A 21,364-nucleotide genomic window follows, 5' to 3' on the forward strand; every position below is an offset into this window, starting at 1 on the left:
AAAATTGTAAGTACTAGGTTTCATTAATGAAAATAACGATATTCGTTATCATCCACCAAATGGACTGTATACTGAGCCTGTCAAAGTATTGAAACACCATTTAACTTGACCTTGTAACATCTATGAAAAAAATAATTATACTTTTAATATTATCTGTTGGATTTTTAAGTTTTAATGAAGATTGTATAAATTTAAATAATGAAAAACTGACGGAAGCACAGTTAAGTTTTATAATGGAAAGTTATGATTGGAAATCGGAAAGATTATTAATTGTAAATTTTAGACAACCAAGAACCAGTTGTCATTATAACAATTATCAAAACTTAAAAAAGTCTGCAAAATGGTGGACTGAATTTTATTCCAAAATGGAAATAGCAAACATTCGAAACATTTTTGTTTACTCCGACAATTTGAAAGCAAATAAGGTTATTGATTCGGAAAATCATTTTGATGACATTAATAATTTTTTTCTAAACAAAGTCTTTACTAAAGACAAAACTTGCTATGGTTTAATAGTGATAAATAAAAAAGGCGAATTTCGAAAAAAAGCTGGGGAATTTATGCAAAAAGACATTGAAGAATTTATAACACAACTTGAATGAATAAGTATAGCAATAGCTCTTTATAAATTATAGCTTAAAATATGATAATGAAACTCCCATAAATTATCATTGTTCTTTTTTAACATCAGCCTTGCGAGGAGCTTTTTCGCGACGTGGTAGTCTGTCAAATCAAAGTAACCAATTCTCTATCCAAGTAGCACTATCAGTCAGAGCGCAGTCGAAGATCCAAGCGAGTTAGAGAGCCTTTTCGTGGTCCAGTCCCTTCGACTGCGCACAGGGTGACATTGCGTTTATACGAATGTCACTTCGAGTGGCTTTTTGGTTGAAGCATCGCGGAAATCAAAAAGTTGTATCGAGAACTTTGGTACACAAAAGGGTTCTCGATACCCTCCTATTTGGCGGGCAAGCAAATTTCTCGTCCCTCGAAATTCACTCGAATTGACAAAATGTTGAAGAAAAAAATCAAGGTCACTGAGCGCAGCCGAAGTGAGCGTGTCTCAAACAAATATATAGCTTTGCTCCGCTCGCTATGACGAATTCAAAACGTCTTTGCGAGGAGCTTTTCGCGACGTGGCAATCTGTTGAATTTATGTAATTAAGTATATCCTAAGTAAAGCTGTCAGTCTGAGCGCAGTCGAAGACCCATGCGAGTTAGAGTACCTTTTCGTATACGTAAGGGTTCTCGATACAAATTTCTCGTACCTCGAAATCCACTCGAACTGACAAATGATAATTAGGTCACTGAGCGTAGCCGAAGTGAGCGTGTCCCAAACAAACAGATAACTTCACTTCGCTCGCTATGACGGAAATTCAATTATTGATGTATCTGCAACAATATTGCTAGTATCAATCTAGTTTTATACTTTTGAACGACTTTAAAAGCAGCTATGGAATACGCAGAAAATATACTTGGTACAATTGGTAACACTCCTCTTGTAAAAATGAATAAACTTACAGCAGAGTTACCTTGTTTAGTATTAGCCAAATACGAGACTTTTAACCCGGGTAACTCGGTTAAAGATCGTATGGCTTTAAAGATGATTGAAGATGCAGAAGCTGACGGAAGACTGCAACCTGGCGGGACCATTATTGAAGGAACTTCGGGTAATACCGGTATGGGGCTGGCACTAGCTGCAATTATAAAAGGGTACAAATGTATTTTTGTTCTGGCGGATAAACAGTCAAAAGAGAAGTGCGATATTTTACGTGCTGTAGGTGCTGAAGTTGTAGTTTGCCCAACTGCTGTAGAACCAGAAGACCCAAGGTCCTATTATTCTGTATCTAAAAGACTGGCAAAAGAAATACCAAATAGCTGGTATGTAAATCAGTATGACAACCCAAGTAATGCATTAGCACATTACGAAAGCACGGGGCCAGAAATCTGGAAACAGACCGATGGTAAAATCACCCACTTTGTGGTTGGTGTAGGTACTGGAGGTACAATTTCGGGTGTAGGGAAGTATTTAAAAGAGCAAAATCCGGATATTAAAATTTGGGGAATTGATACCTATGGTAGCGTATTTAAGAAATACCACGAAACAGGCATTTTTGATGAAAAGGAAATCTACCCTTACGTAACCGAAGGTATCGGTGAAGATATTTTGCCGAAAAATGTGGACTTTAGCATTATTGACGGATTCACCAAAGTAACCGATAAAGACGGTGCAGTGTATACGCAACGTTTAGCTAAGGAAGAAGGTATGTTTTTAGGTAACTCCGCTGGATCTGCCATAAAAGGAGTACTGCAACTAAAAGAACATTTTACAAAAGACGATGTGGTCGTAGTCTTATTTCATGACCACGGTAGCCGATATATTGGTAAAATGTTCAATGATGATTGGATGCGTGAAAAAGGCTATATAGAATAGCCTTTTTCAAACAGTTTTACAAACTTCAAAAATACTTTTTTGTGCAGTTCCACATCCATATTCGGAGAAAGTGATACACGGGCTATGTAGTCCTTATCATCTTCTTTAGTGGTGCCTTGGGTAGAAGTTGCCGGTATCGTCCAGTAGCAACCATTTAACTGTCCGTAGCTGACACAGTATTTACTCTCATTTGGTATTTCGGTAATCATTAGGTTGATTAACCTATGGTTCATTTCTCGTTTGTACGTTTCTCTTTCTTGAGGGCTATCGCCTTTTGTTGGTAGGTCTAATGAAAAAACAGAGGGCGTAAATCCTTCATTTGCCAATTCTTCAGATACAAAATTGATTTTAGCGGCAGGTAGTGTCTTCTTAATATAGTTTACAAAATCAAGTGTATTTACATAAGCATCGTGAATACGCTGTATCATCGATGGCATTTGCTTTGCTAAAATTTCATATTGTAAATCAGTAGCTTCGTTATCGCAAATACTTAGGTGCAAGGCTATTTTATCCATTAAAGGTTCCGCTATTTTATTTGCGATACAGTAACCTGCAGTACATTTTCCGCCACTTGGGAATTTTGATCCACTCGCGAATGAAATTGTTCTAACGGATGATAATATATCAGCATCCCCTAAAAAGTGAACATTTGGGCAGAAAGTTTGATCCAGAATAAAAACGGGATCCATAGCTTCACTCCCACTTGCCGTTTTTCGTTTAGCACTTAAAACATCTCTTAGTTTATGAACATCTGGCACTTCAACCCTCGGGTTTGTCGGTATTTCGGCAATGATAAATGGTATAGCATCTTCTTTTGCTAGTTTATCTAAAACGATAGCAATACTTTGTACCATATCGTTGTCTCCATCAACAGGTAAATCGACGATTTCAATAGCATCGCTACAAGCAGCAACACGTCTTGCTTGGTCGTTTGTACCACCATAACAATTTGGGGGAACAACAATTTTAATCGCTTTGCCTTTATGATATTCCATAGCATGATCAACCAATCCCATCATAATGGCATATTGAATGGATAATCCGCTTGAAGCTACCAGCGGAGTTGTATTGGTACTACTAACCTCTCTAATTAAATCTAACACCACTGCCTTGTTCTCAGCTGCATTTGATTTCTGAATATCTGAAGAAGGTTGTTTCACCAAAGACTGTAAAGCAGCAAGACAGTTTGCCGGAGTCATGGCTACAGTCTCTCTTCTTCTCACATGCTGAATATCTGAAATATATGTTTTATTATGCTCTCCATTCACCAATAGAACACTACCTAAATCACCATGAAGGTTGACATAAAAATCAATATTCAGATTTAGATCAACAGCGGCAATCTCCTCTTGGTTTGATACAAAAATCGTACTACCATCAAACGCTACTATATCTGCAACATTATCAACTTTCTTTAATTCAAAAGTATAACCGTAAACTGTTCGTAATACTGCTTCATCAAAAGAACTAGGTAACTCTCCCGTATAAGCAATAAGCGTATTTCTATTCTTTAATAAATTTGTTCTAAGGATGGATAAAATAGGAGTCGTCTTTGACAAAAAACTAATCACCTGGTCTGGTGCTAGGTTGTTCAAATTACCGATAGCCCATTCTAAAACACAAGACAATGGGTGACCAAGCCGGATGTAATCATAAGCCGTAGGTAAATTACGAAGAGCAGCTGTGTCAGAATTATTTTCTTTAGCTAAATTTTCAAACTGATTTAAGAACTGAACTTTAGCCAATTCTTCATTGTAAATATCTAACCGATGCGTAGTTAGGTTCAACCAATCACTTGGCATATTTTCTAATACATCTTTAATATAACTCTTCATTCTAATAGCCTCCATAGTTCTTGTCTTTAGACCCTTCGAAATTACATAATAAATAAAACTATTTAAAAATTATACAATATGTTTTAATAAGTCGTTCATGTATATAGTCCCCCTACATTTTAAATCATTTATTATATAAATTGAAGTATGAAACTATCTTCTATAAAAGCATTAATCGTATTACAAACTGAAGAATCTTTCTTTTCAGACCCAAATGTTGTTCAAACTATTATTGCTGTAATTGTTATCCTACTCGGACTTGCTCATCTATTTCGAATAGAAAGATTTAACGGTTTTGGTTGGATTGTTAGTCCTGCCAGTACCAAGCAAAGAGATTGGTTAAATTCGATAGGAGAAAAATGGTATAGCCGATTAATGGGAAGTATTTATACTTTTTTCGGGTTATTGATATTGTATTTAATATGGTGGGTTTAACATATAATAGGTTAAGAAACAAAACGTTGTAAACTAGAATAATTCAATCTAAACTAAATATTATAAAATGGGATTAAAAGACATGTTTATCAATCTAATGCGAAAAGTTGATACCGGTTTTGATACGGAAGACTACACATACGAGCAGCTGAAAGAAATGGAAGGCAAAGGTTATGATGTAAAAGAATTGCTTGAAAAATATGAAAAAGGAGAAAATAAAAATCAACTATTAGATCGTATTAGATTCGAAAATGTTGAAATGGAAAAAAGTAAAATTCCTAATCCTACAGATGTTGGTTTACTAAAGCCATTCATGTATTCAAGAATTGATATTAATTCTGAATTGTTTAAGAAAAGCATGTCGGCACCATTAATAGGTAAAGACAAATGGTTAGAAAAAGTAAAACAAGGTGAAGTTATTTTATCTACAGTAATTCAATGCGCGCCACAATTATGGGAAGTAAATAAAGATGTTGGCTATGGTATGCTAGTTTGTGCATTGGTTGAAGATGGGGAGTTCAAGAACAACCCTTTATTCTTAAAAGCAATTAGTGAGCTTCTAAATGATTTTAGAGATGAAGAAGAGGAAGATTTATCTGAAAGTTTGTCAAAACAAATGATAAGACTATATGATGATTTAGATAATCCAGATTCTACATTCGACATTAAACTTGATCAAACCCTATTAGATGCCTATGACTTTGAATTCGATAATAAAAAGGTTAGCTCAAATGATATAAGGGTAGCAACAATAGGCTTCTCTGATAGTCAAAATGAAAAATTACCAAGAAAAGCTTTGGGCTCTGATGGGCTACTACCGTTTATAGCTTTTAATGATAGAAACGAGTTTCATGTCAACAATTATAAAGTTGTGCATGGTTCGTTATACAGCATTTAAAATTAAAGAAAGTAGTAATGTCAATAGTCCCATAAAATCATTTGTGAGACTATTTTTTTTTGAAAAATTATAAAGAATGGATAAAGAAATTTATAAAAAGAAATTTAACGAGGAAGATGCTGTCGGTTGGTTATCAATAGACAATGCTTTAGAGAAAGTGTATGGTAAAACCGAACCAAAACATTACGGCCCTTTATGTGGCATGCATTATTCAATTGGCGGTACTGATCCCATAGATGGTGCTAGTATTTATGAGGCCACAAATCAAGAGCCTCATAAACATATTGTAAGTTATGGTATGTCCGAGCTATATTATAATGAAGATAAAACAGACGAAGAATTTAGTAAATGGGGATTTGAATTTACCTTTAGACTAAGGCCTTTTAAAGAAGATAAAGACGAACCTATTTGGGCAATTCAAGTAATGAATAACCTAGCTCGTTATGTTTTTGAAAGCGGAAAATGGTTTGAAGAAAATCATTTCATACCTGCAAACGGACCTATTCGTTTAAATACAGATACAAAAATTGTAGGTTTTGTATTTGCCATAGACCCAGAACTAGGTACTATAGAAACACCACACGGCGAAGTTGCTTTTTTACAACTAGTAGGCATCACAGAAAATGAAGTAGAACGATTAAAAGCTAACCCTAAAACTACCGAAGTAGAAAAACTAATTAATGAATTAAAGAAAGATAATCCGTTATTGATAACAGATTTGGGTAGAGAATAACTGGTATAATTAATCTGAAATATTTTAAAATAACCCTCTTGAAAAAGATTACCATGATTGAAAAAATAGCTGAATTTGAGACACTTACAAAATTAGAAGCTTATTTGTTTCAACAAACTAATATAGAAGATTTAAGAAGTAAACTTTTAAGCGAATTCTCAAAATATGCTGATTATAAAAATGCAGAAGAGTGGAATAAAGCTGTACGTATTTGTGAAAGTTTAGCAATTGTTGGTTGGGGTGATAACGAACCAGTAGAAGCATTAAGAGGAATGTTCTTTAATGGTAACCCAATGACTTATTTTCTTAATAGGTTTGGAGAATTTCGGTTTGTTGATGCTATTTGGTCAAAAAGAAAAGATGGCTTTACAATGGAGCAAGGTAGAACTAGTTTCCATGCAAGTGCTAATGATAGCCAGCAACGAGAAACTATTTTATCTGATTACATTACAAAAGAACATATTCAAGATATTAAACTATTAAGTCAGCGAAATTGGATACCTAAAAACCCAATAAGAATTAGAGCAGGACTTAGTAATTGTTATGAAAATTCTAAGCCGGTAATCGAGTCATTACAAAAAGACCTTCAAATAGCATTAAACAGAAAAATGCAGCCTGAAAAATATGGTAGAAGTGTTAATAGGATTATTATAACCTGTTCATTTAGTTTTTTTGACGACAACCATTGTAAGACTAACTATATCATAAAAGAAAGTAACAAAAAAATAAGCAGTAAAAATGCTTATGTAGAAATACAAAAAATGTTTTCAAAAAAAGAAATTGAAGAAAACGGCTATTTTTTGAGGAATAGAATTGAGTATGGACCTTTTAGAAAAGATACAGGAAGAACCCGAATTACAATACATTTTGAAAAAGGATTTAGTGAATTAACGCATTCAGAACAAAGAGATAAATTAGGCAAATATTTTTTAGTAGCCTTAAATAAGACTTCTGATAAATTGAAGAAGAAATTAGATTATGATTTTGAGCTAATGATGAGTGATTTTACAGGAATCTTGAATGATTGGAAAAAACACCATTACAACATAAATGATATATAAAGTATTCACAAGTAATTTATTATCTTCCACAGGTTGAATTTATTGAAAAGATTAATTTTTTCAATAGAAAGAATTAATGACCATAAGGTTTTAAAAATGAAAAATAAAAAGTATTTCGTCTTTATAATTATAGCAATGATTTGTGTTAACTGTATCGCTCAAAATCAAGAATACATAGTAACTTTTGATAATGATACAATTTATGGTAAGGTGAAACGGAAAATAGATTATGGAACCCTTTACGTTGAATATAATTTTAAGTTTAAAGACAATAACAAAAAGAAAAGCGTAATAAAACCCAATGAAGTAAGACTATTTCACACTATCGATGGTCAAGACGGAGATGCTTATTTCGTATCAAGAGATAAACATTTCTTTTTAGAAAGAATTTTTGAAGGAAAAATTAAATTTTATAAGTCTGTCGGTGACGCTACGGGCGATTCCCCTACATTTTATTATATAAAAGATAACTCCATTCTTAGGTCAACAAAGGTTGGTCATACATTTGCAAGAAAAACTGCACACACGCAAATTCGTAAATTATTAGAAGATAAACCCGAATTACTTGTGGAATTTGATACCCTAAAAGGGAGCTTGGAAAACATAAAATATATTATTGAAAAATATAATAATGGTGAGTAACAAACTTATTAAAAAGGATTTTAATGTTGACCTTGCCTAAATTCTAAAATTTTAAATAGTTAGCCTTGTATTTAATTTGATATAAATGAGCTCTACCCCTATAAAAATCATTACCGGTCTTATCCTATTGGCGCTAAATCTTACGGCTTGTAATTCTCCTGCAACTATATCTGGTACTTTAGAAGGTCTAGAAAAAGAAAACACTAAAATCTACTTAATTCAACCAGATGACCTACAGCATGTGGCAGCAAGTTATTTAGGGAAAGTCATAGACTCCGCCATTGTAAATAGTGATAGTAGTTTTGAGTTCCACATCCCACCAACTACTAAAGAACCGGTTTTGTTAGAATTAGCCGTTCAGCCTACTGATAAGGCGGGTAATTATTTACTAACCGACAATCCAAACAAGGCTAACTATATGCCTATTGTTTGGCAATTCGGAGAGCCAATTCAAGTCGCAGCGCAGTTTGATGAATTTCAAAAAAGTTTTACGATAGAAAATCCTTCAGATTTGAATAACGCTTTGTTAGCGGTAAGAGATATCAAAGCGAAGGCTTACCAAACCTATCTTGCCGATAAGCATTGGAATGTAGAAGACGGCGATGAATTAATGGCAAAAGAGTATGCCATTTCACAATACAAGTCAGCGTTAATGACCTTTGCAGATAGCACTCCTTATCTTCTAACAGCATTGGTAGCGTTAAGATGGGTAAGTCCAGAAAACGATTACGAACGCGTGCCTGAATTTTTAGTGAATCAATGTACGAAGTGGAAAGAAAAAGAATCCGGTCATCCGTGGGTAAAACAACTCTGTAATAAAAGTGAACCAGCTAATTTGCCTGTATTAATCGGAGTTAAATTCCCGAACATTCAGTTTCCAATGATGGCAAAAGATACGGTAAACCTTAAAGATATGTTAGGCAAACAACTTACTATTATAGACTTATGGGCATCTTGGTGTGCTCCTTGCAGATTAGAGAACCGTAATGTTCTAGTACCGCTTTATGAGGAGTATTATGACCAAGGTTTACAAATTGTTGCCTATGCCCTAGAAAGTGATGAAGCAGCCTGGAAAACCGCTGCAAAGCTCGATGGCGCAGGTCGTTGGCTACAATCTTCAGATTTACAAGGTGACGATGCTCCTTTTTTAAAGAAAATACGTGTTCGTACCATTCCTGCGAACTTTATTCTCGATAGTAACGGAGTGGTCATAGCTAAAAATATACATGGCCAAGATTTGATTGATTTGGTGAGAAGTAGTTTTGGAAAGTAATATTGAAAAACTATTAGAAACTAGGTAGCTCCTTTCCTTTAGAACCATAATAAACCATTACCCTTATCGTTAATAAATTGATAACAACCCATATTTTGAGTGCTTGCATTCAATTTTTGAAAGAACGAACTTCATTATCATCCGCTAAAAAGAATTGAAACTCTTCTTAGCTCCATGTTAGCAGTAATTTATCTCATTTCGAAGGGGAATTAATTACATTGAGTTAATGTTTAAAGAAAGAATTATTACTGAAAGCAAAAAACACTAACAACTGATTTTTTACACCATAAAAAACATTAGTCAGACATTTATACAAAAATGAATAAAAACACTTTTTTAATTGCGATTTTAACTTTACTAAATATATGTTGTACTAATTCACAAGAACATAAAACCGATTATTATAAACAGATTTTTAGTCTTAAGAATATAGAATATGAAAAAATTGAATCATTTATAATAATCGAAGAATATGTCTACGACAACGATATTGAAAACAACAAGAGAATTGGAATAGTAATTTGTAATACAAATGATAATTCAGAAACCTTCACATACTCAATAAACTTAAAAAAAGAAAGCTCGTTGAAATTATCTGATGATTTTGATGACGAAAAAAGTTCTCATATGTTTGAGAGAGGATTTATTTTTCAATTAGCAATAACAAATTTTAAAGGACTTCTTGAATTAGAAAAAATAAATCCAAATGAAAAAGATGGATTAAACTATGTGATTACCTATTTTGATAAAAATAAAATTAAAGAATTGAGAGAAATTAATTTATACGACGTAGTAATTAAGGAACAAAAAAAATAAAACTATTGCTAGTCGAGAGGATGGCTCCGCCATCAAATGACGGAGTGCACTCCACACCACCGCACATACGGGTCTCGTTTACGGCGGTTCGCAATCCATCTTTTCAAGTGCTCTTTACACCAATTGAAACTATTCTGTATTTTTTCAAAAGGCTACAGATTTTCTTGGGAATCGGTCACCCAATTAGTGAAAATCAATGCTCCCATGGTAATTTCCAGAAGGATAGCGTTCAGTCCTTTCCCACTTGTGAGACCTATGCAGTTTATTACACCTCGTTTCTAGTAGGTACTATGACTTCGGCTGATTTTTCTATTACACCAACGGTAGTCCCTTTTTTCTGCCCTACTATTCTTGTTACAAAACCGATAACGAAACCAACCAACTACCCCCTATTCTTCGCCTCAATCCATTTGCTCAAAATCTTATGACTAGTTAAGAAAACACTAGTTTTCATATCACTATTGAAAATTATGAAAGTGACATTTAGTAGTAACATGGTTTCACCTAGTTAAAACTAAAGTTGTAATTTGTAAAAACTCACAGTTACGATGAACAATGAAAGCATATCTTAAAACCTTCGATCTATTTAGTGCAGAAGAAATTGACGAATTCTTATTTCTCACAACTACTAGAGAATTAAAAAAGAATGATTTTTTTATTCATAGAGATGAAGTGTGTGACAATTTATCTTTCGTGAAATCGGGAATTTTTCGTTCGTTCTATTTTTCAAATACTGATGATGAAATAACCTATTGCTTCACTTTTCCTGATCATTTACTAATGGCTTATTCTTCATTTATTTCACAAGAAAAATCTGAAGAAAATATTCAAGCGCTAACAGATGCTGAGATTATATCAATACCTAAAACTACATTAGATACTTTAGCAAAATCAAATAGTAATTGGCTTTTGTTTTTAAAAATTATTGCTGAAAAAGAGTATGTGGAGCTAGAAAAATGGATTTTCAATCATCAAAAAGATAAAGCGCAACAACGGTATTTAGATTTGATAACCAAGCAGCCCAAATACATACAAGAAATTCCGCTTTATTTTATAGCCTCGTATTTAGGAATTACCCAAAGGCATCTCAGCAGAATTAGGGCAAATATATCTTATTAGACAAATGTCCTACTCATAAACCTTTTGCTCGTAATAAATTTGCATATAATTTTTAACTAAAAATATATATCATATGAAAACAATATTATTAATAGGAGCTAACGGAAAAATGGGACAAGCAGCCTTAACAGGTTTTGGTAAGCACAAAGTAATAACTGCCGGTCGTTCTACCGATAACAATGATTATCAAGTAGATATTACTAACGTAGAATCATTAAGAAAACTATATAAAGATGTAGGTCATTTTGATGCAGTTGTAAATACAGTGGGCGTTTGTGAATACGCCAATTTCACCGAAATGACCGAAGAACAATGGATGAGTACCATTATGAGCAAAATGATGGGACAAATAAACATTGTACGTATTGGTCAAGAATACATTGCTGACAACGGATCATTCACCCTGATAACAGGAATTTTAAATGTAAAACCAATACCTTCTGCCATTGCAGATGCTACGACAAGCGGCGCCATAGATACTTTTGTTAAGTGTGTAGCTTTAGAAATGCCACGAGGCATACGTATTAACTCAATTAACCCAACAGTATTAGAAGAAGCTTGGGATGTTTATGGTGAAATGATGCCTGGTTTTCAACCTGTACCAGGGGCTTTAGTAGGAAAAGCTTTTGAGCGTTCTGTAGACGGATTCATTACTGGCCAAGTAATCTTTGTAGATGCTTAAGTAGAAACTGCATAATAGCTACTCATAAGAGCAGCTAAGAATTAAACTTTTGGTTTAACTCTTAGCTGCTATTTTTTTATTATGATTTTTAAACATGTAACCATTAACATTTTAGTACTTTGCTGCCCCTAAAATTGATTGTCCGGTTTATCAGCTTTTTCGTTGATAAATTAAATACAACTCCTATTGTAAGTAGTTGCATTCAATTTTTGAAAGAACGAACTTCATTATCATCCGCAAAAAAGAAATGAAACTCTTTTTAATTCTAGGTTTACTGCAAAGTTGAAAAAAGAAACCTAAACTATTATATAAAAAAGATCGTTAATACAATAAATAGAGCCTCATTTTATCTATTAGACAATTTTAAAGAAAAATTTAAAAAATGAAGCAAAGTAAAATAAGATGTTCATTTGTAACTTTATGTTTTTTAGATTATTTATTCTATAGCCTTTCTTCTATTTTAATTTACACTTTAATTGGACGAATTCACATGAATGATTTTTCATTTGAATTAAAAGATTTATTGATTATTCCCGCATCGCCAATTGCAATTTTGTGGATTGAGAGTATTCCCTTTTTCTTATTCTTTAATTTGATATTGGCATATATTTTAATATTCAAATTTAAAAGAAGAATACTCTCTGTATTTATAATTTCAACACTAGCTGCTCACCTTATGCAGTATCTTGTACTATATTTTATTGATTTTAACAAGTATTCTCATATAAGCATGAGCCATGATACTTTGACTTTCGATAAAATTTTTGTGATGATACCCAGTGTACTTATTAGTATATTGATAGTTTGGTTAATAAAAAGAAAGAGTTGCAATTTGAGCATTGAATTAGAAAATTAGATTTAATCGTATTCCCCAAAATATTAAAATATTTACTGATTGCAATTGAAAATTCAAAAACCCATTTGCAAACAAAGAACTGAGGTGAAAAACAAACCAATTCTTCTTTAAGCTAATACAAAACTATTCTAGATCAAGCGATTTTAAATCAGATCCACTGCATTTTTTAATAGGCAATAACAAAGTGGTAATAGCTAAAAAAATTACATGGCCAAGATTTGATGGATTTAGTGAAAAGTAGCATTGAAAAGTAATTTAGAAGTACAGTTAGAAACTGAGTAGCTCATTTCTCTTAAAACCATAATAAACTATTACCCTTTTCGTTAATAAATTGAATACAACTCCTATTGTAAGTAATTGTATTCAATTTTTGAAAGAACGAACTTCGATATCACCTTCTAAAAGGACCTTGTACTGAGTTTGCCGAAGTATTGAAACTCTTCTTAGCTCCGTGACATAACACACTAAAACCACCAAGTAATGCGTATTTTAAAAAAAACAAACCTAATAACATACATCTATTTAGTTGTATTCATTTTTTTATCTTCTTGCAAAACAGAGGAAGATAAATATCCAGAAATGGATGTTTTTGAACCAAACATGAAAGGTGACTTTATATTTGAGGAAATTGATGCAATTCCCTGGTACCATAGAGATACAGATGAATATGTTTTTTTTCTCACTAATAATTCAATACCTGAAAGTAAGGTCTTGATCTATAATAAAAAAACCAAAAAATTATATAAAACAATATCTCTAGTAAACAATTACATTAATATAAATGCTGATGGTGTTATTTACGGTTTTGATGAAAACACAGAAAAATCTTTTAAATATAGTCCTCCAAAATATGAAAAAACATTTTTAGAAAAACACTCCCTAGACTATGCTAGTAATGAAAATTTAAAGAAAATTTATTCTTCTGAAATAAAAGATATAGAATTACTGAAAGATGAGAAAAAATATTTCAGTTTTATAAAAAAGAAGCGCTTTGAAATACTTAAAGAAAGGTTTATAGATACACTGTTATGTATTACAAAGTTAGACAAAAGTAATACTGCAATTGCTCATTTTAATAACAAAGATGTCTATATAGATGATAGTAGTTATTTATACAGAGGTACTTTCATCAAAACAAAATTAGAAGGCATTAGCAACTGTAATTCCAGTAATTATGAATTAGATGAAACCAGTTATTTCAATAAAAGTTCACTCGATTTATTTGATTCAGTAAGATTGGATTACAATTTTACAGGTAGTAATCATTTTGTAATAGGAATGAGTTCTAGCAAATTGTATTATTATGAATTGAAATTAGAAGGTAAAAGTTTAAAGTTTAAATTCCCACATCGTATAAACAACATTGTAAATCTAGACGGGTTGGTAATTTTTGAAACTACAAATAGATATTTTAAAGTATCGACGACTAAATGAAACACATTATAACAATGTAAAAGAAAAAATAGAATTCTTAGCCTTAATCGAGATGCCTGTATGTATTTAAAAAGTCTTCTAATATAAAATTTGGCTTATTACAAAACAGAAACATATTATATATTAATAGCGCTAGGTTTTTTATATAGAAGGATAACGAAACCTAAAAACCTACCCCCTATTTTTCTCATCATAAAATTAGCAGCTATTTAGGTTTTAGTATTTGCATTTAATTTTAATAAAAACGAACTTCGGTATCATCTGCTAAAAAGAATTGAAACTCTTCTTAGCTCCACGATAGCAGTAATTAAAGTAAAATAGAACGACTTGATTAAAGAATACGAAAGAGATTTATCTGAATCGGATAAGAAAGTTATTTTAAAGGAAGTGAAGGAAACAAAATCTTACTTTCCTAAAACAAAAAAATCTGTTCTAATTAAACTTCCAGTTTTACTAGGGTTCATAATTGTAATTTACAATTTCCCTACGCTATGGTTAATCATTCCAATACTAATTATATCGTTCTTCATGATATGGATGTTAGTAATGGAAGTAAAAGATTTAGCCCGTTTACCTAAATTCTTAAAAGAAAAAGTGGCGATAATTGAAACCGGTATTGCAAGAGTTCGAGAAATAAATATAGATCGATATGCCAAAATTAAAAGCTACAATGACGAAGGCGATCATTACATCATTGAACGAGATGGTAAACTGATTATGATAGGTGGTCAGGAATTCGATGGTGTAAGAAAGCTCAAGAATAAGATTGAATATATAGAACTAATGGACTCAAGCAAAACAAGTGGTTATAATACAAGAATTATAAAATATGGTCAAAGCCTCGAACCATATCATGTATTTAAAGGCAAACTACCTGAAGAATTGATGAACTCAGAATTATGGAATCAACTGACGGAACAAGAACCATTTGATGGAAAACTTGAAGATTTGGATAAATACATAAAAAATAAAGCTACTAACAAGGTGTAAAAACACATTTTACACCGAACGATAACGAAACCCCAACTACACCCTATTCTTCTTTTCTATTTATTTACCCATAAACTTTTGGTAGCAGTTATTACTGCGGATTTAGTTTTAATCAAAAAAAGCTAAGCTTTGTGCGTTCAAAAAAACTATTAGTTTAATTATTTACGCACCAAGCTTAGCTTAACTGTTGTGTACACTATATCACACAACTAAAAATATCTTAATTGATTATTTTTTCAACTTAACAAAATAATCAAAAATTTCAGGAACATTTGCACTTGCCATACCATCATCGAAAGCAGCCTGTAGGCTAGCAGATGTAGCAGAAGCAACCTTAGATTTTGTACCAAGATCATCCATCATCTGTACAAAATAGCCTAAATCTTTATTCGCATTGGCGATAGAAAAACCTAAATCACTTACATTATCTACTGCGTAGTTTTTACAAAACTTCATGAACGGTGAATTCGATGGTCCAGAAGACATAATATCGAAAAGTTGTTGCCCATCTACACCAGCAAGTTTAGCCGCTGCAAAAGCTTGTGACATTGCTACAACGGTAGTCATACCCATAAAGTTATTAATCAACTTTGTAGTATGGCCTGCACCTAAAGGTCCTAAATGAAATACATGTTCCCCTTGTTGATCTAATATAGGTTTTACCTTTTCAAAGGTATCTTTATCGCCAGCAGCCATAATGTTTAGCAATCCGTCTTTTGCGTGAGCCGGTGTACGACCAAGCGGAGCATCGATCATACCAGCGCCTTTTGCAGCAAGGTCTTTACCAATTTTCTGCGTAGATGCAGGAATTGATGTTCCAAAATCAATTAAAACAGCACCTTCTTTAATACCCTCAAGAATACCATTTTCACCGTAAACGATTTTTTCTACAACAGCAGAAGTCGTTAAACAGAACATGATAATGTCACTATTTTCTGCTAATTCTTTTGGAGAGGCAGCTTCTTTAGCATTACCGCGAGCGATAACAGTTGCTACTGCATCTTTGTTAAGGTCCATTACATTTAGTTGGAAACCTCTTTTTTGTAGGTTCTCAACCATGTTGGCGCCCATTAGGCCGAGTCCTATAAATCCAATAGTAGGGTTTTTCATATTTGTTTCATTATTTAGTGCAAAGATATAAATCTGCTAGTTAACATATTTTACTAGTTTAAAAAAGAAACTAAGCAACTATCCTCTATTCTTCTCCTTAATCCACTTGCTCATGAATTTAGTAGCCATTTAAGTTTTAATACTTGCATAAAATTTTTGAAAGAACGAACTTCGTTATCATGTGTTAAAAAGACCTTGTGCTGAGCTTTTCCAAGTATTGAAACTTTTGTTAGCTACAAGTTGGGCATTATTTAAAAAAAATGAATAGAATTTACAATTTAGATTATCTAAGAGGATTGGCTGCTTTTGGAATTATGATTTATCATTATCTCACCTGGACATATGGAAAATTTTCAGCAGAAGCTTTTTTAGGTAAATTTGGGATTTACGGCGTTTCAATTTTTTATATTTTAAGTGGTCTGACTCTTTATTATGTATACTACAATAGAATGACATTTAACAAAAATGACCTTTCTTTATTTTTTCGTAAAAGAATATTTAGAATTTTCCCATTGCTGTGGCTTGTAACAATATTTGCAATTATAATTTCAAGAAATATTCCAAATTTTTATGATTTATTTCTAAACTTAACTGGTCTCTTTGGTTTTTTGAAATGGGACACCTATTTTTCACCTGGAGCTTGGTCTATCGGAAATGAATTAGTGTTTTACATCTTTCTCCCAATATTTATACTACTTTCTAAGTCATATAAGTCTATAATGATTGTATTATCAATTATAATTTTTAGCCTTTACGTTTACTTTGCTTTTTTTTTATTAAAAGTAGAGCTTCCTTTAAGCGAACAATGGACAAATTACGTAAATCCATTAAATCAAATTTTTCTTTTTCTTGGAGGGTTTTTAATTGGATTATTCTCAAATAAGGTGAAATTGAACAATACTATTCTATCTATTGGATTACTAGCAAGTATTTTAATTTTTATATTATATCCAGTATCAGGCGATACTATAGTTATTGTTACAGGATTTAATCGCTTAGGCTTAACAGCTTGCTGTTTGGTTATCTGTGCTACTATTTACAAACTTTCCATAAAACTACCATCTTTTATACACAAGCCTTTAATGATAATAGGTGAGACGAGTTATTCCATTTATTTATTACACCCCTTAGTTTATAGTGCTATGGGAGTAATAATTACTTTAATAAATGCTAAAGTTTTTAAAATAGAAGTCCCAATTTTTATTCAACTTTCATTATCAATCGCAATGACTCTTTTACTTAGTTACTTTGTTTACAAATATTACGAAAGATATTTTTTAAAATTTGGACGCAAAAAAACAACGCACAAAAATTTATAAAAATAATAATGCATTTGTCGCTTAACTCAATGTTCAAGTATTTTTGCAAGGTCGCCAAATCTTAATTTTGGCTATTTGGAGAAAGAAAGATAAATATTAAAATTGGCTCGTGTATAATTTCAATCGATAACGAAACCCAACAAACTAACCCCTATTCTTCACCTCAATCCATTTACTCATAAACTTAGTTGCCGTCATGGTTTGGTGCTGTAATAATGCTCCGGTGAAGTTTTTTGTTCTGTGAGATTTTAAACCCTTTTGCAGTTGGTCGATTTTTTCTAAAAGAATACTTTCTAAGCTGGTTTTAGCATACAAAGTATTCACTAATGTTTTGCCTTTCTCTTGAGCGTTATCCCATTCAGGTTCAGTTGTGTACAAACGTACAGCGGCATTAGCAAACTCGTTAGGATCATCTTCTATACCACCGTTCCAATCTAGAATACCGTGCATGCCTTCGGCGCCTATAGTTGTGGTGACACTTGGTGTTCCGTTTTGCATAGCTGAAAGTAATTTTCCTTTAATTCCCGCTCCAAAACGTAGCGGAGCCAAACATACTTTGGCTGATTGCATTACTTCATTAACATCGGCTGCTCTACCGTGTACTTGAAATCCCGTTGCAGGATTATTCATTTCTACAATTTGCTGTGGTAAATAGGCACCGTAAATATGTAATTTGGCTTCAGGTAATTGGGTATGAATTAGTGACCAAATAGTAGTTTTTAAGTATTTAACCGCATCTATATTAGGAGCGTGTTTTCCGCCACCAATAAATATAAAATCTTTTCTTTCTTCAAAAGTTTTCCAAATGGTTTCGGTAGTAATTTCATCGACCATAAACGGAAGTAACAACAATAGACTTTTATCTATTTTGATAACATCGTTCAATAACTCTAATTCGTAGCTAGAGATAATCAAAGACAAGTCGCACCGATAAATACTGGCAATTTCTCGCTTGGTTTTATCATCTGTTAACCAAGCATCTGTAGTAAATGGAATATCTTTTTTAAAACATTGCTCACGCACATGACGAAGCGAATGCAAATCTTCAGTATCTAAAACACGAAGCGCATCGGGACAGTTTTCCGCCACGCGCCACCCAAATTGTTCTTCGGTCAAAAAGCGATCGAACAATACCACATTAGGTTTCAACTCCGAAACAAAAACATCAAAAGAACTATCGTTCATTTTTATATCCGCCGTTTGATATCCTAAAGAAGTTACATCTGCCGAAAAATCTGACCGAGAAGCCGCAGAAGCAATAGTTATCGAATATCCCTGCTTTTGAAATACGTCTAATAACTGCATCATACGAACACCAGCAGCCGTAGAAGCAGGTTCTGGCCATACGAGAGCAATTACGAGGAGATTTTTGGAGTTATTTTTTATGTACAAAGTCCGAAGTATTAAGTACAAAGTACGGGAAATGGTTGTTGGATGGCAAGTTTTTAGTTTTGCTACGTCTTTGCGAGGAGCTTTTCGCGACGTAGCAATCTGTTCGTTGTATGTTAGGAAGTAGATTTCAGTAATCAGTTACAGTAGGCAGTCTCAGTTTTCAGTTAACATGTCAGTCTGAGCGCAGTCGAAGACCCTTGCTAGTTAGAAAGTTATTTCGTGTTCCATTCCCTTCGACTGCGCTCAGGATGACATTATGTTTACAAGAATGTCACTTCGAGTGGCTTTTAGTTGTAGACTAGGGGAAATCAAAAAGTTGTATCGAGAACCTTGGTACACAAAAGGGTTCTCGATACTAATTTCTCGTGCCTCGAAATTCACTCGAACTGACAAAACGTTAAATAAGAAAGCTAAGGCCATTGAGCGTAGCCGAAGTGAGCGTGTCCCAAACAAACAGATAGCTGCGCTCTGCTCGCTATGACGAATTCAAAACGTCTTTGCGAGGAGCTTTTCGCGACGTGGCAATCTGTTAGTTGTATGTTAGGAAGTAGATTTCAGTGATCAGTTACAGTAGGCAGTCTCAGTTTTCAGTTAACATGTCAGTCTGAGCGCAGTCGCAGACCCTTGCTAGTTAGAAAGTTATTGCGTGTTCCATTCCCTTCGACTGCGCTCAGGATGACATTTCCTTCACAAAAATGTCACTTCGAGTGGCTTTTTAGTTGCAGCATAGCGGAAACCAAAAAGTTGTATCGAGAACCTTTGGTATTGGGTAAAAATTCTACTTCTTCTATTTACATTTTCGCAGCAAACATCTTCGAGATCTTAGAACGCAATTTTCGTTCATAATCCTCTTCTAGCCATTCTTTATAATTCTTGGTATTGTTCATTATACAGTAAGAATATTGGCGTACACGATATTTGATTTCCTCTTTTAGTTTTTTGGCTAGAATACGGGCATCAAAAACATCTTCTGAATTCTCTACACATATTTTGGCGTGCTGCTGAATACTTCGTTCAAGAACCAATTTAGATTTTTCGCCGTTAGCGAAACTCTTTTTGTATTCTGCTTTTATATCAAAGTCTATCTCTGTAGATTTTGCAAATTCTGCACGAAGATCTGCCGGCATTTCATAAACAAATTCCCGTTCGATCTCTTCATCGTTTTTGATATTCTCTAAGTAGAAATCAGGAAAATGAAAGATTTCTTGCCAATCGATACCTGCATTCCACAATCCGAAACGGGCAACATTGTTCCCCATATCAATAACGTTGAATTCCTCTTTATGAGGCAGGTATCGAGAACCACGACCAATCATTTGAAAATAAAGTGTCAATGATCTTGTAGCACGGTTCAAAATAATAGTCTCTACACTAGGCTCATCGAAACCAGTAGTCAAAATACTTACCGATGTAAGAATAGCATCGGGCGTTTCTTTAAACCATTTTAGAATATCTTTTCGCTCTGTGGCGTTATTTTTATTATCAAGATGACGAATATTGTAACCAGCCTTTTTAAAAGTCTCACAAACATACCTAGACGTGTTAATACCATTATTGAATATTAACGTCTTCGTGCCTTTACCAATTTCATTATAGGCAGAAACTAGCTTGTTAAGCATGCTGTGATTACCATATAATTCATCAGAAGATTTAACTGTATAATCACCGCTAATACCAAGTTTTAGGGTCTGTAGGCTAACATCGTAATTATACATGTTTGCCTTTGCCAAGAACTTTTTCTGAATTAACGATTCAATAGACTCGCCCACAATCAACTTTTTATAGTTGTCTTTCATGGGTAGTTTAATATTAGAACTCAACGGAGTAGCCGTAACCCCAAGAATAACGGAGTTTTCAAAGAATTTAAAAAGCTTACGGAACGAATTGTAATGCGCTTCATCAATAATAACGAGTCCGATATTATTAATCTCGATCTTCTCTTCTTGCAAACGATTATTCAGTGTTTCGACCATGGCCACAAAACACATAAACTCATCTTGATCTTGCCACTCTTTTACTTCGCTATTTATGATTTTGTTCTTAACACCGAAACCGTTCAGCATTCTAGACGTCTGCTGACTTAATTCTATACGATGCGTAAGTACAATTACTTTTTTATTAGTTCTTGCAATGTAGCGTTTGGCAATTTCAGAGAATACCACCGTTTTACCACCACCGGTAGGCAATTGGTATAACAAATTAGAATTATCGCCATTCTCATCTAAATATTTAAAAATGGAATGTAGATCCTCCTCTTGATAATCGTACAGGGTCTTCTCAGTAATATCGTTATGTAGCTTCAAAAGGTTTGTAGGCGTTTATTTATGTTAATAATGCA

General features: G+C 33.2%; 18 protein-coding genes. 14 read left to right on the forward strand and 4 right to left on the reverse strand.

From position 1 onward, the window contains the following. Positions 1–122 precede the first annotated feature (122 nt). Together QSV08_RS05910 and QSV08_RS05915 are read left to right on the forward strand one after the other, a co-directional pair. On the forward strand, positions 123–602 hold the full coding sequence (locus tag QSV08_RS05910) for a hypothetical protein (protein ID WP_324027444.1): 480 nt from the start codon (positions 123–125) through the stop codon (positions 600–602). An 848-nt stretch (positions 603–1,450) separates the two neighbouring features. Continuing rightward, positions 1,451–2,431 carry a PLP-dependent cysteine synthase family protein gene (locus QSV08_RS05915; RefSeq protein ID WP_324027446.1) on the forward strand — a complete coding sequence of 327 codons (981 nt, stop codon included), beginning with the start codon at positions 1,451–1,453 and terminating at the stop codon, positions 2,429–2,431. On the opposite strand, the gene QSV08_RS05920 is transcribed toward QSV08_RS05915, so the two are convergent. Beyond that, entirely contained in the window at positions 2,419–4,281 is a 1,863-nt protein-coding gene (locus tag QSV08_RS05920) for a cystathionine beta-synthase (RefSeq protein WP_324027448.1), read from the reverse strand. The genes QSV08_RS05915 and QSV08_RS05920 overlap by 13 nt on opposite strands. Positions 4,282–4,413: 132 nt before the next feature. On the opposite strand from QSV08_RS05920, the gene QSV08_RS05925 reads away from it, so the two are divergent. From QSV08_RS05925 to QSV08_RS05975, 11 genes are all read left to right on the forward strand, one after another. Beyond that, complete coding sequence (locus QSV08_RS05925; RefSeq protein WP_324027450.1) at positions 4,414–4,701, forward strand: hypothetical protein; 288 nt, start codon at positions 4,414–4,416, stop codon at positions 4,699–4,701. A gap of 67 nt (positions 4,702–4,768) precedes the next feature. Beyond that, on the forward strand, positions 4,769–5,599 hold the full coding sequence (locus tag QSV08_RS05930) for a hypothetical protein (protein ID WP_324027451.1): 831 nt from the start codon (positions 4,769–4,771) through the stop codon (positions 5,597–5,599). A 76-nt stretch (positions 5,600–5,675) separates the two neighbouring features. Next, complete coding sequence (locus tag QSV08_RS05935) at positions 5,676–6,332, forward strand: suppressor of fused domain protein (protein WP_324027453.1); 657 nt, start codon at positions 5,676–5,678, stop codon at positions 6,330–6,332. Positions 6,333–6,370: 38 nt separating this feature from the next. Further along, positions 6,371–7,393: a hypothetical protein gene (locus tag QSV08_RS05940; RefSeq protein WP_324027455.1), complete on the forward strand. Its 1,023-nt coding sequence runs from the start codon at positions 6,371–6,373 to the stop codon at positions 7,391–7,393. A 96-nt stretch (positions 7,394–7,489) separates the two neighbouring features. Further along, positions 7,490–8,035 (forward strand): hypothetical protein, encoded by a 546-nt coding sequence (locus QSV08_RS05945; protein ID WP_324027457.1) that lies wholly within the window; start codon positions 7,490–7,492, stop codon positions 8,033–8,035. 85 nt (positions 8,036–8,120) lie between these two features. Beyond that, positions 8,121–9,308: a TlpA family protein disulfide reductase gene (locus tag QSV08_RS05950; RefSeq protein ID WP_324027459.1), complete on the forward strand. Its 1,188-nt coding sequence runs from the start codon at positions 8,121–8,123 to the stop codon at positions 9,306–9,308. 318 nt (positions 9,309–9,626) lie between these two features. Further along, positions 9,627–10,124 (forward strand): hypothetical protein, encoded by a 498-nt coding sequence (locus QSV08_RS05955; RefSeq protein WP_324027461.1) that lies wholly within the window; start codon positions 9,627–9,629, stop codon positions 10,122–10,124. A 555-nt stretch (positions 10,125–10,679) separates the two neighbouring features. Then, the gene (locus QSV08_RS05960) at positions 10,680–11,243 is read left to right on the forward strand and encodes a Crp/Fnr family transcriptional regulator (RefSeq protein ID WP_324027463.1); all 564 of its coding nucleotides are present in this window, start codon (positions 10,680–10,682) and stop codon (positions 11,241–11,243) included. 73 nt (positions 11,244–11,316) lie between these two features. After that, a complete protein-coding gene (locus tag QSV08_RS05965; RefSeq protein ID WP_324027465.1) occupies positions 11,317–11,925 on the forward strand; it encodes a short chain dehydrogenase in 609 nt (202 codons plus the stop codon). Positions 11,926–13,261: 1,336 nt separating this feature from the next. Further along, positions 13,262–14,215, forward strand: a complete 954-nt coding sequence (locus tag QSV08_RS05970; protein ID WP_324027467.1) for a hypothetical protein — start codon at positions 13,262–13,264, stop codon at positions 14,213–14,215. A 327-nt stretch (positions 14,216–14,542) separates the two neighbouring features. Then, a complete protein-coding gene (locus QSV08_RS05975; protein WP_324027469.1) occupies positions 14,543–15,205 on the forward strand; it encodes a hypothetical protein in 663 nt (220 codons plus the stop codon). A gap of 228 nt (positions 15,206–15,433) precedes the next feature. Here the strand turns inward: QSV08_RS05975 and QSV08_RS05980 are convergent, their stop codons facing one another. Continuing rightward, on the reverse strand, positions 15,434–16,315 hold the full coding sequence (locus tag QSV08_RS05980) for an NAD(P)-dependent oxidoreductase (protein WP_324027471.1): 882 nt from the start codon (positions 16,313–16,315) through the stop codon (positions 15,434–15,436). 260 nt (positions 16,316–16,575) lie between these two features. Between QSV08_RS05980 and QSV08_RS05985 the strand changes: the two genes are divergently transcribed. Then, positions 16,576–17,634 carry an acyltransferase family protein gene (locus tag QSV08_RS05985; protein ID WP_324027473.1) on the forward strand — a complete coding sequence of 353 codons (1,059 nt, stop codon included), beginning with the start codon at positions 16,576–16,578 and terminating at the stop codon, positions 17,632–17,634. A 144-nt stretch (positions 17,635–17,778) separates the two neighbouring features. Here the strand turns inward: QSV08_RS05985 and QSV08_RS05990 are convergent, their stop codons facing one another. Both QSV08_RS05990 and QSV08_RS05995 read right to left on the reverse strand, forming a co-directional pair. Further along, positions 17,779–19,026 carry a glycosyltransferase gene (locus tag QSV08_RS05990; protein ID WP_324027476.1) on the reverse strand — a complete coding sequence of 416 codons (1,248 nt, stop codon included), beginning with the start codon at positions 19,024–19,026 and terminating at the stop codon, positions 17,779–17,781. A 791-nt stretch (positions 19,027–19,817) separates the two neighbouring features. Further along, complete coding sequence (locus QSV08_RS05995; protein ID WP_324027477.1) at positions 19,818–21,329, reverse strand: DEAD/DEAH box helicase; 1,512 nt, start codon at positions 21,327–21,329, stop codon at positions 19,818–19,820. Between the last annotated feature and the right edge of the window lie 35 nt (positions 21,330–21,364).

The sequence above is a fragment of the Maribacter sp. BPC-D8 genome (genome assembly GCF_035207705.1).
Classification (GTDB): Bacteria; Bacteroidota; Bacteroidia; order Flavobacteriales; family Flavobacteriaceae; genus Maribacter.